17 protein-coding genes and 1 pseudogene are annotated in these 15,651 nt (G+C 72.9%); 8 read left to right on the top strand and 10 right to left on the bottom strand.

The window, feature by feature from the left end:
- Positions 1 to 3 precede the first annotated feature (3 nt).
- Positions 4 to 330 (bottom strand): DUF8820 family protein, encoded by a 327-nt coding sequence (locus ACFW3D_RS06655; protein WP_500502120.1) that lies wholly within the window; start codon positions 328 to 330, stop codon positions 4 to 6.
- Between the two features lie 230 nt (positions 331 to 560).
- Between ACFW3D_RS06655 and ACFW3D_RS06660 the strand changes: the two genes are divergently transcribed.
- From ACFW3D_RS06660 to ACFW3D_RS06685, 6 genes are read left to right on the top strand one after another with little or no spacing between them, the layout of a single operon-like run.
- The gene (locus ACFW3D_RS06660) at positions 561 to 1,517 is read left to right on the top strand and encodes an STM4015 family protein (RefSeq protein ID WP_500502122.1); all 957 of its coding nucleotides are present in this window, start codon (positions 561 to 563) and stop codon (positions 1,515 to 1,517) included.
- Between the two features lie 7 nt (positions 1,518 to 1,524).
- The gene (locus ACFW3D_RS06665) at positions 1,525 to 2,490 is read left to right on the top strand and encodes an STM4015 family protein (protein ID WP_500502124.1); all 966 of its coding nucleotides are present in this window, start codon (positions 1,525 to 1,527) and stop codon (positions 2,488 to 2,490) included.
- Positions 2,471 to 3,628 carry an STM4014 family protein gene (locus tag ACFW3D_RS06670; protein ID WP_500502126.1) on the top strand — a complete coding sequence of 386 codons (1,158 nt, stop codon included), beginning with the start codon at positions 2,471 to 2,473 and terminating at the stop codon, positions 3,626 to 3,628. The genes ACFW3D_RS06665 and ACFW3D_RS06670 overlap by 20 nt, the downstream gene beginning before the upstream one ends.
- A 1-nt stretch (position 3,629) precedes the next feature.
- Complete coding sequence (locus tag ACFW3D_RS06675) at positions 3,630 to 4,439, top strand: STM4013/SEN3800 family hydrolase (protein ID WP_500502165.1); 810 nt, start codon at positions 3,630 to 3,632, stop codon at positions 4,437 to 4,439.
- Complete coding sequence (locus ACFW3D_RS06680; protein WP_500502128.1) at positions 4,436 to 5,860, top strand: STM4012 family radical SAM protein; 1,425 nt, start codon at positions 4,436 to 4,438, stop codon at positions 5,858 to 5,860. The genes ACFW3D_RS06675 and ACFW3D_RS06680 overlap by 4 nt, the downstream gene beginning before the upstream one ends.
- Before the next feature lie 11 nt (positions 5,861 to 5,871).
- Positions 5,872 to 6,762, top strand: coding sequence for an STM4011 family radical SAM protein (locus ACFW3D_RS06685; RefSeq protein WP_500502130.1), 891 nt, complete (start codon positions 5,872 to 5,874; stop codon positions 6,760 to 6,762).
- A 36-nt stretch (positions 6,763 to 6,798) separates the two neighbouring features.
- Here the strand turns inward: ACFW3D_RS06685 and ACFW3D_RS06690 are convergent, their stop codons facing one another.
- From ACFW3D_RS06690 to ACFW3D_RS06700, 3 genes are all read right to left on the bottom strand, one after another.
- Positions 6,799 to 7,605: an SAM-dependent methyltransferase gene (locus tag ACFW3D_RS06690; RefSeq protein WP_500502132.1), complete on the bottom strand. Its 807-nt coding sequence runs from the start codon at positions 7,603 to 7,605 to the stop codon at positions 6,799 to 6,801.
- Between the two features lie 80 nt (positions 7,606 to 7,685).
- Positions 7,686 to 7,928, bottom strand: coding sequence for a DUF397 domain-containing protein (locus ACFW3D_RS06695; RefSeq protein ID WP_500502134.1), 243 nt, complete (start codon positions 7,926 to 7,928; stop codon positions 7,686 to 7,688).
- Positions 7,925 to 8,791 (bottom strand): Sco1979 family transcriptional regulator, encoded by an 867-nt coding sequence (locus tag ACFW3D_RS06700; protein WP_500502136.1) that lies wholly within the window; start codon positions 8,789 to 8,791, stop codon positions 7,925 to 7,927. Before ACFW3D_RS06700 ends, ACFW3D_RS06695 begins: the two co-directional genes overlap by 4 nt.
- Positions 8,792 to 9,006: 215 nt before the next feature.
- On the opposite strand from ACFW3D_RS06700, the gene ACFW3D_RS06705 reads away from it, so the two are divergent.
- Positions 9,007 to 9,387 carry an ATP-binding protein gene (locus ACFW3D_RS06705; protein WP_500502140.1) on the top strand — a complete coding sequence of 127 codons (381 nt, stop codon included), beginning with the start codon at positions 9,007 to 9,009 and terminating at the stop codon, positions 9,385 to 9,387.
- Positions 9,388 to 9,430: 43 nt separating this feature from the next.
- Here ACFW3D_RS06705 and ACFW3D_RS06710 read toward each other — a convergent pair whose 3' ends face one another.
- Positions 9,431 to 10,222: an SGNH/GDSL hydrolase family protein gene (locus tag ACFW3D_RS06710; RefSeq protein ID WP_500502142.1), complete on the bottom strand. Its 792-nt coding sequence runs from the start codon at positions 10,220 to 10,222 to the stop codon at positions 9,431 to 9,433.
- A 245-nt stretch (positions 10,223 to 10,467) separates the two neighbouring features.
- On the opposite strand from ACFW3D_RS06710, the gene ACFW3D_RS06715 reads away from it, so the two are divergent.
- Entirely contained in the window at positions 10,468 to 11,292 is an 825-nt protein-coding gene (locus ACFW3D_RS06715) for a tyrosine-protein phosphatase (protein WP_500502144.1), read from the top strand.
- A 20-nt stretch (positions 11,293 to 11,312) separates the two neighbouring features.
- Here the strand turns inward: ACFW3D_RS06715 and ACFW3D_RS06720 are convergent, their stop codons facing one another.
- The 5 genes and pseudogenes from ACFW3D_RS06720 to ACFW3D_RS06740 form a co-directional block, all read right to left on the bottom strand.
- Positions 11,313 to 11,456: a DUF6126 family protein gene (locus ACFW3D_RS06720; RefSeq protein WP_392615222.1), complete on the bottom strand. Its 144-nt coding sequence runs from the start codon at positions 11,454 to 11,456 to the stop codon at positions 11,313 to 11,315.
- Positions 11,453 to 12,070, bottom strand: a complete 618-nt coding sequence (locus ACFW3D_RS06725) for a helix-turn-helix domain-containing protein (protein ID WP_500502146.1) — start codon at positions 12,068 to 12,070, stop codon at positions 11,453 to 11,455. The genes ACFW3D_RS06720 and ACFW3D_RS06725 overlap by 4 nt, the downstream gene beginning before the upstream one ends.
- 83 nt (positions 12,071 to 12,153) lie before the next feature.
- Positions 12,154 to 13,557: an aspartate aminotransferase family protein gene (locus ACFW3D_RS06730; protein ID WP_500502148.1), complete on the bottom strand. Its 1,404-nt coding sequence runs from the start codon at positions 13,555 to 13,557 to the stop codon at positions 12,154 to 12,156.
- Positions 13,538 to 15,466 carry a 1-deoxy-D-xylulose-5-phosphate synthase gene (gene dxs, locus ACFW3D_RS06735; protein WP_500502150.1) on the bottom strand — a complete coding sequence of 643 codons (1,929 nt, stop codon included), beginning with the start codon at positions 15,464 to 15,466 and terminating at the stop codon, positions 13,538 to 13,540. Before dxs ends, ACFW3D_RS06730 begins: the two co-directional genes overlap by 20 nt.
- 37 nt (positions 15,467 to 15,503) lie before the next feature.
- A pseudogene (locus ACFW3D_RS06740) lies at positions 15,504 to 15,651 on the bottom strand (flavodoxin-dependent (E)-4-hydroxy-3-methylbut-2-enyl-diphosphate synthase); the annotation flags it as partial.

Below are 15,651 nucleotides of genomic sequence, written 5' to 3' on the forward strand. Positions count from 1 at the left end.
TCGTCAGTCCGCCACGACGCGCACCGCGCCGGGCACGTACTCGCGCTGCCGCACCACGCGGTACCAGCCCTTGGGCAGCGGTATCGCGGCGTGCTCCTCGTGCACCACCCGCCCGCCGTCCGGGAGATGGAGATACGCCGCCCCGAACGGCCCGGCCTCGCGCACCAGGCTCCCCGGCCCGACCACCGCGTGGGCGTGCCCGGTCACCTCGCCGAGGGCCAGCACGAGCCTGCCCCGCGGGTCCCTCGGCTGCCGCGGCAGCCGGTCCGTGCCCGGCGGCACGGCCGCCTCCGCGACGGGCACGATCAGGACGTCCCCCTGCCGGTACATGCGTGTCTCCCTCCGCCGTCGGCACCCGCCGACCCGATGTCCACGACGCTACGCGGGGGGTGTGACAACGCCCCCCCGCCGGACTGTGCACAACCCGCGGCAGCCGTTGTCCGAGCGGCTTGGTAGAACTCTTCGCGAGCGGGCACACCCGCCTCTCGCCAGTGGCGGCACCGCCTCCATGGCAGCACCACCTCCAAGGCACCGCGTCCGTCCACCTCGGGAGACCACCGATGTCCTACGTCGAACATCTGCAGGAACTGAACGGCCTGCCGGCCTTCGACTTCCCCGCCCCCGGCGCGCGGCAGGAACTGCCAGCCACCGGCGCGGTGGCGTGGCGACTGGCCGTCAACCCCTGGGAGGACGACGCGAAGGAGACCTTCGCGCAGCTGTGGGACCGCTTCCTGGAGACGGTGGAGCCCGCCGGGGTGCGGGCCGTGGTCGTGGGGCAGTGGGGCGAGCCGTACGACAACGACTCCGGTGCCATCGTGCGGCTGCTGGTGGACGCCCGGGAACGGCTGACCGCGCTGGAGGCCGTGTTCATCGGCGACCTGGAGATGGAGGAGGCCGAGATCTCCTGGATCGAGCAGTCCGACGTGACGCCGGTGCTCGAGGCCTACCCGCAGCTGGAGGTACTGGGCGCCCGCGGCGGCACGGGGCTGCGTTTCCCCGCCGTCCGCCACCAGCGGCTGCGCACGCTCCGCTTCGAGGCGGGCGGCCTGCCCGGCGAGGTCGTCCGCGGTGTCGCCGCGAGCGAACTCCCCGCGCTGGAGCACCTGGAGCTGTGGCTCGGCGTGGAGGAGTACGGGGGCGACGCCGGCGTCGCCGACCTCGCGCCGGTCCTCGCCGGCGGGCGCTTCCCCGCGCTGCGCCACCTCGGCCTGCGCAACAGCGAGATCCAGGACGAGATCGCCGCCGCCGTCGCCGCGGCCCCCGTCGTGGCCCAGCTCTCCTCGCTCGACCTGTCCCTGGGCGTGCTCACCGACGAGGGCGTGACCGCCCTGCTCGCCGGCCAGCCGCTGACCCATCTGAACTGGCTCGACCTCCACCACAACTTCGTCACCGAGCCCGTCGCCGAGCGCGTGCGGGCCGCCCTCGAGCCCTCGGGCGTCGAGGTCGACCTCTCGGACCCCGGTGACGAGGACGAGTGGGACGGCGAGGTCCACCGCTACACCGCCGTCGCCGAGTGAGGACGTCATGACCGTGACACACCATCTGAAGACCTTCCACGGGCTGCCCGTGCACACGCTGCCCGAGGCCGGCGGCGCCGAGCTGCCCGGACCCGACGCCGTGGCCTGGCGGCTGGACTGCTTCGAGGCCGGCGAGATCGCCTTCTCCCGGGTGTGGGCCCACTTCACGTCGGCGGTCGACACCACGCGGGTGCGGGCGCTCGTCCTCGGGCCCTGGTGGGACGACGAGTACACCGAACTGCGTCCCGCGCTCGACCTGATACTGGCGGACGCGGAGCGCTTCCCCGCGCTGCGCGCCCTGTTCCTCGCCGACGTGACCGGCGAGGAGTGCGAGGTCTCCTGGCTGCAGCTGACCGACGTCACACCCGTCCTCGAGCGCTTCCCGCTGCTGGAGGAGTTCGGTGTCCGCGGCGGCGACTCGCAGGGCCTCGGCGAGGAACCGCTGTCGCTGCGCCCCGTCCGCCACGAGGCGCTGCGCGTGCTGCGCTTCGAGTCCGGCGGGCTGCCCGGGGCTGTGGTGCGGGCGGTCGGCGCCTGCGAGCTGCCCGCGCTGGAGCACCTGGAGCTGTGGCTCGGCGTGGAGCAGTACGGGGGCGACGCCACCGTCGCCGACCTCGCGCCGGTCCTCGCCGGCGGCCGCTTCCCGGCACTGCGTCACCTCGGCCTGCAGGACAGCGCGTTGCAGGACGAGATCGCGGCGGCCGTGGCCTCCGCGCCCGTCGTCGCGCAGCTGGAGACGCTGAGCCTGTCCATGGGCACGCTCACCGACACCGGTGCCGAGGCGCTGCTCGGCGGCCAGCCGCTCACCCACCTCAAACGGCTCGACTTGCACCACCACTTCGTGAGCGTGGCCGTGGCCGAGCGGCTGCGCGCGGCCGTGGGCTCCGCGGGCACCGAGGTCGACCTGTCGGAGCACTGCGAGCCGCACCGCTGGCGGGACGAGGAGTGGCGCTATGTCGCCGTCTCCGAATAGCGGCACCGGTGGTGCGCTCCGCATCGCCGTGGTCGGCAACCCCGGCAACCGCAGGACGACGCTGTTCACCGACGCGGTGCGTGCCGCGGGCCATCCCGCGCCGCGCGTGCTGGCGTGGCGCGACGTGCTGCGCGGACGGTACGCCTTCGCGCCCGGCGAGTTCGTGCGCGTCGACTCCCCCGGCGAGGACGCCGAGGTGGACCGGCTGCTGCGGGGCGCCGACGACCCGGCCCGGGTCGAGGGCACCGCGCTGTGGTACCGGCGCTTCACCGCCGCCGTGCGCGAGGTGACGGACGCGGCCCGCCGGGCCGGTGCGGTGCCGTCGGCGGACGCCGGCGAGATCGCCGTCCTGTTCGACAAGCGCCGCTGCCACGCCCGGCTCGCCGCCGCGGGCGTCCCGGTGCCCCCCGCACCCGGCGGGCCGCCGGTCCGCGGCTGGGCCGAGCTCAGGGAGCGGCTGCGCGCCGCGGGGATCTCCCGGGCGTTCCTCAAGCCCGCGCACGGTTCCTCCGGCTCCGGGGTGGTGGCGCTGGCGACGGCGGGCCCCGGCCGGATCAGGGCCACGACCTCGGTGGAGACCACCGCCGGCGGTCGCCTGTTCAACTCGCTGCGGGTGCGCGAGTACCGCACGGAACCGGAGGTGGCCGCCCTCGTCGACGCGCTGGCCCCGGACGGGCTGCACGTCGAACGCTGGCTGCCCAAGGCGTCCCAGGACGGACGGGCGGCCGACCTGCGGGTGGTGGTGGTCGCCGGCCGCGCCACGCACGCCGTCGTCCGCACCAGCCCGCACCCGATGACGAACCTGCACCTCGGCGGCTCCCGCGGCGACCTGGACACGGCACGCGCGGCGATCCGCGCCGCGGGCGGCGACTTCGGCGACGTGCTCACGACCGCCGAACGGGCTGCCGCGTGCTTCCCCGGCACGCTCTGCGTCGGCGTGGACGTCCTGCCCGCGACCGGCTGGCGCCGCTTCGCCGTCGGCGAGGTCAACGCCTTCGGGGATCTGCTGCCCCGGCTCACCGGCCTCCCGGGCAGCGCCGCCGAGGGCCTGGACACCTACGCCGCCCAGGTCGCCGCCGTACCGGCCGCGATGGAACGCGCGCGACGCGAGGAGCACCACCATGACACCACCGCTTGACATGAACCAGATCGTGGGCAGCCACGACATCCTGATGGTCACGCTGGACACCCTCCGCCACGACGTGGCGGAGGAGCTGGCCGCGGCCGGCCGCATCCCCCACCTGGGCCGCCATCTGCCCGGCGGCCGCTGGGAGCGCCGGCATGCGCCGGGCAGCTTCACCTACGCCTCCCACCAGGCCATCTTCGCGGGCTTCCTGCCCACGCCCACCACGCCCGGTCCGCACCCCCGGCTGTTCGCGGCGCGCTTCGCCGGCAGCGAGAGCACCGCGGACGGCACCTTCGTGTACGACACCCCCGACCTGGTGTCGGGCCTGGCCGCGGCCGGCTACCGCACGGTGTGCATCGGTGGCGTCGGCTTCTTCAACAAGCAGGCGCCGCTGGGGTCGGTGCTGCCCGGGCTCTTCCAGGAGAGCCACTGGGAACCGGAGTTCGGCGTGCCCTCCCCCACCTCCTTCGAGGCGCAGGTCGACCGCGCCGAGGAGGTCGTCGCCGCCCTGCCGCCCGAGCGGCGGCTGTTCCTGTTCGTGAACGTGTCGGCGCTGCACCAGCCCAACTGGTTCCACCTGCCGGGCGCCACCCGGGAGGCGGGCGACTCCCGCGCCACCCACGCCGCCGCCCTGGAGTACGTCGACCGCCACATCGGCAGGCTCTTCGCCGCCGCCTCGAGCCGCCGTCCGTGCCTGGCCGTCGTCTGCTCCGACCACGGCACGGCGTACGGCGAGGACGGCCACACCGGCCACCGCATCGGCCACGAGGTCGTGTGGACGGTGCCCTACGCCCACTTCCTCCTCGACGGGGCCGCCCGATGACTCCCACCGACCTGACGCTCTCCCCGACGCCCCCGGCCGCGGCCGCCGTGCGCCCGTACCGGCACTACGTGTACGCGTACCCGCACAAGACGGCCTACCGAGCGCTGCCCCGCGAGCGGTCCCGGCTGAGCGACCTGTGGGCGGACGAGCCCAAGGAAGCGCTGTCCCTCTACTTCCACATCCCGTTCTGCGAGGTCCGCTGCGGTTTCTGCAACCTCTTCACCAGGATCGGAGCACCCGACGGCCTGGCCACCGCCTACCTGGACGCGCTGGAGCGCCAGGCCGCGGCGGTACGGGAAGCGCTCGGCGAGGGGGCGCGGTTCGCCAACGCCGCGTTCGGCGGCGGCACTCCGACGTATCTGGAGGCCGCCGAGCTGGAGCGGCTCTGCGACCTCGCCGAACACGGCCTGGGGGCCGACCTGCGGGCGATACCGCTCTCCGTCGAGGCCTCGCCGGCCACCGCTACCGCCGACCGGCTGTCGGTGCTGGCGGAACGCGGCACGACCCGGCTGAGCCTGGGGGTGCAGAGCTTCGTCGAGGCCGAGGCCCGCGCCGCCGTCCGCCCACAGCGCCGTGCCGACGTCGAGGCGGCGCTGGGCAGGATCCGGGAGGCGGGCATCCCCGTCCTCAACGTCGACCTGATCTACGGCATCGACGGCCAGACCGAGCGCTCCTGGACGGAGTCCCTGGACGCCGCGCTCGCGTGGGGCCCTGAGGAGCTGTACCTGTACCCGCTGTACGTCCGCCCGCTCACCGGCCTGGGCCGGCACGCCGCCGGCACCGCGCGGGGCGGGGCGGCGGGCGACCAGACGGCAGGCGACCGGACGGCAGGCGATGAGGCGGCGTGGGACGAGCAGCGGCTTCGGCTGTACCGCCACGGCCGCGACCATCTGCTGGCGCACGGCTACGAGCAGGTGTCGATGCGGATGTTCCGCCGCGCGGACGCCCCGGCCACCGGCGGCGGGGACTACGCCTGCCAGACCGACGGCATGGTGGGTCTGGGCTGCGGGGCCCGCTCGTACACCTCCGCGCTGCACTACTCCTTCGACTACGCCGTCGACATGCACCGCATCCGCGGCATCATCGACGCCTACACCGCGCGCACCGCGGAGGAGTTCGGTCACGCGGACTTCGGCTGGGCGATGGACGACGAGGAGGCCCGCCGCCGCCATCTGCTGCAGTCCCTGCTGCAGGCCGAGGGCCTGCCCGTCGCGGAGTACCGGGCCCGGTTCGGCACCGCTCCCGGGGAGGACTTCGCCGAGGAGCTGGAGCGCTTCGCGGAGCGGGGCTGGCTGGACGCGTCCGCGGGTCCGGACGTGCTGCGGCTGTCGCCCGAGGGCCTGGCCCACTCCGACGCGGCCGGCCCCGAGCTGTTCTCCGCCGCCGTCCACCGGCGCATGGCCGCCTACCAGCCCAGGTGAGCGCCTCCGCCATGGACCTGACGATCCTCTACCGCGGCCCGCTGGCGTCGTGCGACTACGACTGCCCGTACTGCCCCTTCGCCAAGCGCCGTGACAGCCGGGCCCAGCTGACCGCCGACCGTGCCGCGCTGGAGCGTTTCGCCGACTGGGCTGCCGGGCGGACCGACGAGCGGCTCTCGCTGCTGTTCACCCCGTGGGGCGAGGGGCTGGTGCGCTCCTGGTACCGGCGCGCCCTGGTGGAGCTCAGCCGGCTCCCGCACATCCGCCGCGTGGCGATCCAGACCAACCTGAGCTGCCGCACGCAGTGGCTGGACGAGGCCGACCCGGACACGCTCGCCCTGTGGTGCACCTTCCACCCCGGTCAGACGCCCTACGACCGCTTCCTGGCCAAGTGCCGCGACCTGGCGGAGCGCGGGATCCGGCACAGCGTGGGAATCGTCGGTCTGCCCGAGCACCTGGAACAGGCCCGCAGACTGCGGGCAGAGCTCCCGGACCACGTCTACCTGTGGGTCAACGCCGCCGAGGGCCACACCTACACCGACGCCGAGGCGGCACGGTGGACCGCGCTGGACCCGCTCTTCCCGTACAGCCGGCATCCGCACCGCAGCGCCGGCCTGCCGTGCCGCACGGGCGAGTCGGTCATATCGGTGGACGGCGAGGGCACGGTGCGCCGCTGCCACTTCGTCCGCGAGGAACTGGGCAACCTCTACGACGGCTCCTACCGCGCGGCGCTGCGTCCGAGGGCGTGCCCGCTGGCCGTCTGCGACTGCCACATCGGCTACGTCCACCTGGAGACGCTGCCGCTGTACGACGTGTTCGCGGGCGGGGTCCTGGAGCGGATCCCCGCCGCGCCGCCGTCCGGGCGGACACCGTTGCGGCTGCTGTCACCGACGTCCCCGTAGCGGGCGGCCCGCTCGGGCCCGCCCCGCGCGGTCGCGTCAGCCCTTGCGGCCGACGCCTCCCCAGAAGGCGATGCGGACGTGCTCGCCCTCCTGCGGGAGCGGGCCGTCCGGACGCCACCGCGGCACCTGCACCAGGCCGGGCTCGACCAGGGAGAACCCTTCGAAGAAGGGCTCGATCTCCGGCTTGCTGCGCAGGGTCAGGGTGGAGGTGGCGTTCTTGTAGGCCTCACCGGCGTCGGCGTCGACGTCCTGGTGGAAGTCGGTCGTGCCGTGGCTGAGGATCAGCAGGCTGCCGGCCGCGAGGTTCTTGGTCAGGGTGCGCACGATCCCGGCCGGGTCCTCGTCGTCGCGGACGAAGTGCATGAGCGCGACCAGCATCAGGGCGACGGGCTCGTCGAAGTCGATCAGTTCCCGGATGGTGGCGTGCTCCAGCACGCTCTCGGGCTCGCGGACGTCGCCGAGGAAGAACCCGGCGTTGCCGGTGTTGGTGAGCCGCGCGCCGGCGTGGGCGGCGACGATGGGGTCGTTGTCGACGTAGGCGACCCTGGCCTCGGGGACGACGGAGCGGGCGACCTCGTGGGTGTTGGGCGAGGTGGGGATGCCGGTGCCGACGTCGACGAACTGCCGGATGCCCTGGCCCGCCGCGTAGCGCACCGCGCGCTGCATGAAGTCCCGGTTGGCGCGCGCGCTGGGGCGCGCGTCGGGGGTCATGCGGATCACCATCTCGGCCGCCTCGCGGTCGGCCTCGTAGTTGTCCTTGCCGCCGAGGTAGTAGTCGTACATCCGGGCCGGATGCGGCCGGCTGGTGTCGATCTCCTCCGCGGGGAAGCCCTTGTCGGTCAACGCCCTGCTCCGTTCGGATTCCGGTGGCCCTTGCGGGTCGAGGTCGGTGCGGTCGGTGGTGCTCCGGTCCGTCCCGCCGCTCACTGCAGCAGGAAGTCGGCCTGGCCGGCCTTGGCGCCCTGGATGAACGACGTCATCTCGTTGCCGGTGTAGATCAGGCAGGGCCCGTCGGGGTCCGCTGACTGCCGTAACGCCACCCGGCCGTCGTCCATTCTGAGGGCTTCGACGCACGAGCCGCCGTTGCCCCCGCTCCACGGCTTGCGCCAGCCCTCGCGGGCGAGTTCCCGGGCGGGCATGCCGTTGTGGATCCGCTCCATGGTCATGTCTCCTTGTGGATGCCACCGAGGATCCGCTCGGTGCTCTGGGTCGGTGCGGCTTGTGCGCACATCCGGTCCAGGGCCTCCAGGAAGGTCGAGACGTCGTCGCGGTCGTCGAAGTAGACGGCCCCGACCAGGTTTTCGGAGTAGACGACGTCCGGGAGGTCGTGCGTCTGGAACCGGAAGATGTGGAACGGGCCGTACATGGCGGGGTGCGGTCCGGCCGTGAACGGCATGATCTGCAGTCGCACGTTGGGCAGCGCGCAGGAGTCGATCAGCCTGGCGATCTGGGCGCGCATGACCGCCGGGCGGCCGATGGGTCTTCGCAGGACGGTCTCGTCCATGACGATCCAGACCAGCGGCGCGTCCGCCCGGGTGAGCAGCGCCTGACGCTCCATGCGCAGCGCGACCCCCCGTTCGACCTCCGCCTCGCCGGCGCGCGGGTTCCCCGCCCGCAGCACCTCGCGCGCGTACTCCTCGGTCTGCAGCAGTCCGGGGACGTAGTGCGGCTCGTAGGCGCGGATGACGCCGGCCTCGCCCTCCAGGCTCACGAAGGCGCTGAACCAGTCGGGCAGGACGTCGCGGTAACGGTGCCACCAGCCCGGCTGGTTGGCCTCCCGGGCCAGCGCGAGGAACTCCTCGAGCTCCACCGGATCGGTGACCCCGTAGGTGCGCAGGAGCTTCTCGACGTAGGGGATCTTCAGGCCGACCTCGGCCTTCTCCATGCGGCGGATCGTGGCGTGGGTGACGTCCAGCGCCCGGCCGGCGTCCTCGAAGGAGAGCCCGGCCTTCTCGCGCAGGTCCTGGAGCCGTTTGCCGAGCACCACCCGGAGGACGGTGGGAGCACCGGCCGACCGTGCGTCCGTCACGACCAACTTCCCCAACTCCCCTCTGCTGCAAGCAGTGTGTCATGCCGTCATCGAAAACCGACAGTGCGCACCGGCCGTTCTGTAAATTACAGATCGCATCTTGCCAACGGTTCGAACGGGACCCCATAGTTGGTGACGTGGCCTCCTCACCAGACGCTCTGCGGTTAGAGCGCCGTGGCACCCTCGACGCCCGTCGCTGCCAGGACCTGTTCCGTTTGCCCGCCCACGGGTCCTCGGTCGCCGACGCACGCCATCGCGTGCGGGCACGGCTGCGGGAGTGGGAGGCGGACGAGGGACTGCGCGACGACGCCGAGATGATCGTTTCCGAGCTCTTCACCAACGCCGTGATGCACACCGGCAGCGAGTTCATCACCTGCGGGATGCGCTACGACGGCGCCCGGCTGCGGCTCGAAGTCAGCGACCAGGGGCGCGCGCCGACTGCGCCCCGGCCGCGGGCGGCGGGCGTGGACGAGGAGGGCGGCCGCGGCCTGCTGCTGGTGGGCGCGCTCTCGCAGGCATGGGGCGTCCGGCCCACCGACGACGGCGGCGGCCGTGTCGTGTGGGCCGAACTCGCCCCCGGGGCGCAGCCCTTCTGACGTCGTCCTCCGAGGGGACGTCCCAGCGCCCGCCGTCCGCCGGCTACAGCGGCAGCAGGTCCGGGCGCTTGGGCTCCACGTTGTCGCCGGAGGACTCCCCGCGCAGCCGCCGGCCGATCCAGGGCACGAGGTACTCGCGCGCCCACTGGATGTTGTCCCGCCGGATGTCGGCGGGCGCACGGAACGGCTCCGGCGGCCACGCCTGGTCGGGGTCGGCGGGCACCTCGAGGCCCAGCACCTGCGCGGCGCGCAGCGCGACCCTGGTGTGCCCCTCGGCCGACAGGTGGAGGCGGTCGGCGTCCCAGGCCCTGCGGTCCTGGACCGAACGGAGCGACCACAGGTCCAGCACCGGGGAGTCGTACCGGTCGGCAATGGCGCGCACATGCGCGGTGTACGTGGCGATCTTCCCGCGCAGATGGCGCAGCACCGGCACCCCGCGGGTGTCGAAGCCCGTGCACAGCACGACGGTCCCGACCGACGCGGTGAGGCGGGCGACCGCCGCCTCGTACCGCTCCGCCACGTCGTCGGGGTCGCTGCCGGGACGGAGGATGTCGTTGCCGCCCGCGCAGAAGGTCACGAGGTCGGGCGCGAGCTCCACGGCCCGCGGCACCTGCTCCTCGACGATCTGGTCGAGGAGGCGGCCGCGCACCGCGAGATTGGCGTACCGGAAGTCGTGCTCGGGGCGGCGGTCGGAGAGGAGGACCGCCAGCCGGTCGGCCCAGCCGATGAACGTCCCGTCGGGAGCCGGGTCGCCTACACCCTCCGTGAAGCTGTCCCCCACGGCTGTGTACGACCCGATGGCGTCACTGTTGTTTCTTTTCGAATCGTCTGGCACGTCAGCACATACTTCACCTCCTCAAGTGACTTACGCCACCGTAACCAGGGGTTGACGGGGGGTGATCTATCCCACCCGGCCGGATCCGCCGGAAACGGAATAAGACGGCGCCCCGCCCGGACCGCGACGGCCCGCCTCCGCGATCACATACCGCCCGGTACGGACGACCCGGGGGTGCCGTAAGGTCGGGAGTGGTCCGGCCGCCGGTGACCCGCACCGCCCGGCCCCTGAGTGAAGGAGCCCCGGTGCCCGAGCAGACGCCGCAGACCGCCCCGTCGGAACCCGAGCTGACCGGGGTCCGCAACTTCCGTGACGTGGGCGGCCTCCCGACGACCGACGGCCGCCGGGTGCGGTACGGGCGGCTCTTCCGCAGCGGCCACCTGGCGCACGCCACCGCCGAGGACGCCGGCTTCCTCTCCTCCCTCGGGCTGCACACGGTCTTCGACTTCCGCAACGCCTCCGACATGAAGCTGGAGGGCCCGGACGTCGAGCTGCCCGGCGTGCGCAACGTGAACATGCCGCTGAGCGACCCCGCCCAGGGCGCCGAGTTCTGGACCACGGTCCGCGACGGCGACGTCGCGGCGCTGCGCGAGATCCTCGGCGAGGGCCGCGCCGCCGCGCGCATGGTGGAGGCGTACCGCCGCATCGTGCTGGACCGCACCGCCGAGCACGCCCGCATGCTGGAGTTGCTCGCCGAGGACGAGTCGGTGCCGGCGCTGCTGCACTGCGCCGCGGGCAAGGACCGGGCCGGCACCTCGATCGCCGTCATCCTGCTCGCCCTCGGGGTCGAGCGCGACGCGATCGTGGAGGACTACCTCAAGAGCAACGAGGCCCACCGCCGTTACCGCATCCGGCGCGGTGACGGCGCGGAGCCGGCGAGCACCCCCGAGGTCATGGAACTGCTCGGCCCGCTCTTCGACGCGCGCAAGGAGTACCTGGAGACCGCTTTCGACACCATCGAGGAGCACTGGGGCTCGGTGGACCGCTACCTGGAGGAGGGGCTCGGCCTCACGCCCGGGCGCCGCGAGCGGCTGCGCACGCTCTTCCTGGACGGTGCGGGGCCGGCCTGACCGGGTCCGCCGGGGCCGCCCTACTTGGCCCCGGCCAGGTGGAAGATCAGGAAGAAGAACGCGGCGAAGAAGTGGACCCCCACCAGGTAGATGAAGGTGCGCACCTTGAAGCCCATGGGGGCCTTGCCCCCGGAGTTGCCGGACACGGTCAGTCCTCTCGTCATGCGCCGTGGGGGCGCGGGGAACGGCCGTCGCCCAGGCACAGCTCTACGACGGAACTCCGCAGCAGCGTGTGGACGAACAGCAGATCGACACCGTTCGGCGAGGCCGCCGCGATGCGGTGCGGGGTGAGCGAGTCGAAGTGGGCACTGTCGCTGGGTACCAGCCGGTGCACGGCGTCCCCGAGGGTGAGCCGCAGCTCGCCCTTCAGGACGTACAGCCACTCCTCGCCGGAGTGGACGCGGACCAGCCCCTCCTGCGGGCCGGAAGGCACGTGCAGCCGCAGTGCCTGCATGGCCCGCCCGGGGTTCCCGGCCGGCCAGTACGTCCAGCCGCCGGCCTCCGCGGGCGGCACGGTACCGCCTCGGACGACGGGTTCCCGTTCCGGCGAGGTCTCGCCGAGCAGGTCGGACACCGTGGTGCCGTAGGTGCGCGCGAGCGCCAGGAGCATCGGCAGCGAGGGCTGCCGCTGCCCGGTCTCCAGCCGGGACAGGTGCGCGGGCGAGAGCCCGGCCCGGGCGGCGGCCGCCTCCAGGGTCAGCCCGCCCCTGCGGCGCAGCGCGCGCAGCTGGGGGGCGACGTCCGGCAGGGGCGCCTCGTCCGCGGGTGGTGAGGTCATACCTCAGGTATAGACATGGTTCGCCCCTGAGGCAAAAAGTTTGCCTCAGGGGCAAAGATCCACGGGCCGGGCGACGGCACCGGTCAGCGGCCTGCGACCGCCTGCTTCACCAGTGTCCGCCCGAACTCCCACATCAGGCCACCGCCGCCGTGTGCGTCGTCCATCACGGCGGTGAAGGCGTCCACGAATCGGTCCACCTCGCGCTCCCCGATGACCAGTGGAGGGATCAGCTTGATCACCTCCAGGTGGTCCCCGGAGACCTGGGTGAGGATACGGTGCCGCTGCAGCAGCGGCACGACCACCATCTGCGCGAACAGGCCCTTGCGGGCCGCCTGCAGCATCGTCCAGCGGCTGCGCAGTCCCAGCGACTTCGGCCGGCCGAACTCGATGCCGATCATCAGGCCCCGGCCGCGGACCTCGTGCAGCAGCTCGTAGCGGTCGACGAGGGCGGCTAGGCGGTCGCGGAGCAGGTCCCCGGTGACCCGGGCGTTGTCGACGACCTTCTCGTCCTCCATCACCGCGAGGGTGGCCAGCCCCGCGGCCATGGCCTGGGCGTTGGAGCCGAAGCTCGCGGAATGCACCAGCACCCGGTCCATGGACGAGTAGACCTTCTTGAAGATCCAGTCCTTGCCGAGGGTGGCGCCCACCGGCACGTAGCCGCCCGACAGGGCCTTGGCCACGCAGACCAGGTCCGGTTCGACGCCCTCCTCGTGCTGGTAGGCGAAGAAGTCGCCGGTGCGGCCGAGGCCGGTCTGCACCTCGTCGGCGATGAGCAGCGCCTTGTGCCGGTGCAGCAGTTCCTGCGCCGCCCGCAGGTAGCCGGGCGGCGCGGCGTGCACGCCCTTGCCCTGGATCGGCTCGACGATCAGCGCGGCCACGTCGCCCTTGGCCAGCTCCCGCTCCAGGGCCGCCAGGTCGCCCAGGGGCACGGCGGTGTCGGGGAGCAGCGGGTCGAAGCCCTCCCGGAAGCCGCCCTCGCCGTTGACGGACAGCGAGCCGGTGGTCAGCCCGTGGAACGCGTGGTCGCAGTAGAGCACGCGGGGCCTGCCGGTGGCGTAACGGGCGAACTTCAGCGCCGTCTCGACCGCCTCGGTGCCGCTGTTGCCGAAGAACACCCGGTCCAGGCCCGGCGCGTACGACAGCAGCTTCTCCGCGAGCAGCCCGGGCAGCGGCTGGCAGTCGAAGCGGGTGAGGTCCGCCAACCCGGCGTCCAGGACGTCGTGCAGCGCCTTGCGGACCACGGGGTGGTGGCGGCCCAGGCCCATCACCCCGAAGCCGGCGAGCATGTCGAGGTGGTCCCGGCCCTCGTCGTCCCAGAAGTACGCGCCCTCGGCCCGCTCGTAGACCTTGTCGAAGCCGATGGTGTGCAGCATGCGCGGCAACTGGTGGTTGAGGTACCTGGCGTGCAGGTCGTAGCGCTCGGCTCCGCGCTCGGCCAGCAGGGTCGCCAGGTCGAACCCCTTGGGCTCAGGATCGGGCGGTGTCATCGCTCGCGTGCCTCTTCTCGTTCGGGTGCTGCTCGTCCGCCGCGAGACGGGCCAGGGTGGCCCCGATCCGGCCGGCGATCTCGGCGGGGGTGAGCCCGATGTCGGCCAGCAGCTCGCCGCGCTTGGCGTGCGCGAGGAACTGCTGCGGGATGCCGAAGTCGCGGACGGGCACATCGGTCTCCGCGTCCCGCAGGGCCTGCGCGACGGCCGAACCGACGCCCCCGGCACGGCCGTTGTCCTCGATCACGGCGACCATGCGGTGCCGGGCGGCGAGCGCGGGCAGCTCCGCGTCGAGCGGCTTGACCCAGCGGGGGTCGACGACCGTGACGCCGACTCCGCGCTCGCGCAGCAGGGCGGCCGCGGCCAGCGAGACCGAGCCGAGGGCGCCGACGGAGACCATCAGCACGTCCGGCCGGTCGCCGCGGTGCAGCACGTCCATGCCGCCGACCCGGTCGATGGCCGGCAGGGCCTCGCCGACGGTCTCCTTGGGGAAGCGGACCACGGTGGGCGCGTCGTCGACGTCGATCGCCTCGCGGAGCTGGGCGCGCAGTTGGTCGGCGTCGCGCGGCGCGGCGATCCGCAGGCCCGGGACGACCTGGAGGATCGACATGTCCCACATGCCGTTGTGCGAAGCGCCGTCGTCGCCGGTGACGCCGGCCCGGTCCAGGACGAAGGTCACACCGCACTTGTGCAGCGCGACGTCCATCAGCACCTGGTCGAAGGCTCGGTTGAGGAAGGTCGCGTAGACGGCGACCACGGGGTGCAGGCCGCCGGTCGCCAGGCCCGCCGCCGACACGGCGGCGTGCTGCTCGGCGATCCCGACGTCGTACACGCGGCGCGGGAAGGCCTTGGCGAACTTCTCCAGCCCGACCGGCTGCAGCATGGCCGCCGTGATCGCCACGACCTCCGGGCGCTCGGCGCCGATCCGGACCATCTCGTTGCCGAAGACCGAGGTCCACTTCGGACCGCTCGACGGGGTGAGCGGTTCGCAGGTGAGCGGGTCCATGGCGCCCACCGCGTGGAAGCGGTCCGCCTCGTCGCGCTCGGCGAAGGCGTAGCCGCGGCCCTTCTCGGTGAGGCAGTGGACGAGGACGGGCCCGTGGAAGCGCCGGGCCCGGCGCAGCGCCGACTCGACCGCGGCGACGTCGTGGCCGTCGATCGGGCCGAGGTACTTCAGGCCCAGGTCCTCGAACATGCCCTGCGGGGCGAAGGCGTCCTTGAAGCCCTTCTTGGCGCCGTGCAGCGACTCGTACAGCGGCTTGCCGACGACGGGCGTCTGCTGGAGCACCTGCTTGCCCCAGGCCAGGAAGCGCTCGTAGCCGTCGGTGGTGCGCAGGGTTGCCAGGTGGTTGGCGAGGCCGCCGATGGTGGGGGCGTAGGAGCGCTCGTTGTCGTTGACGACGATGATCAGCGGGCGGTCCTTGGCGGCGGCGATGTTGTTCAGCGCCTCCCAGGCCATGCCGCCCGTGAGCGCGCCGTCGCCGATGACGGCGACGACGTGGTCCTGCCGGCCGAGCACCTGGTTGGCCTTGGCCAGGCCGTCGGCCCAGCCCAGTACCGTGGAGGCGTGGCTGTTCTCGATGACGTCGTGCTCGGACTCGGCGCGCGAGGGGTAGCCGGACAGGCCGCCCTTGCCGCGCAGTTTGGAGAAGTCCTGACGGCCGGTCAGGATCTTGTGGACGTAGGACTGGTGGCCCGTGTCCCACAGGATGCGGTCGGCCGGCGAGTCGAAGACCCGGTGCAGGGCGACCGTCAGCTCGACCACGCCCAGATTGGGTCCCAGGTGCCCCCCGGTCCTGGCCACCGCTTGGACCAGGAATTCACGGATCTCCACTGCGAGTTCGCCCAGCCGCTCCGGCGGAAGGGCCTTCAGGTCGCGCGGACCACGGATGTTCTCGAGCAGCGACACTTTCCCACCTCGCTCCCCTGCCGGGGATTGTTTCGCTTTAGCTCACACTGATCTGGGGCTCTCCTGACGGAACTCCGTCGGCCTGCATGCGCTCGGCGAGCTTCATGGCCTCTTCGATGAGGGTCTCGACGATCTTCGACTCCGGCACGGTCTTGATGACCTCGCCCTTGACGAAGATCTGCCCC

It is taken from the genome of Streptomyces sp. NPDC058864 (assembly GCF_042742985.1).
Lineage (GTDB): Bacteria > Actinomycetota > Actinomycetes > Streptomycetales > Streptomycetaceae > Actinacidiphila.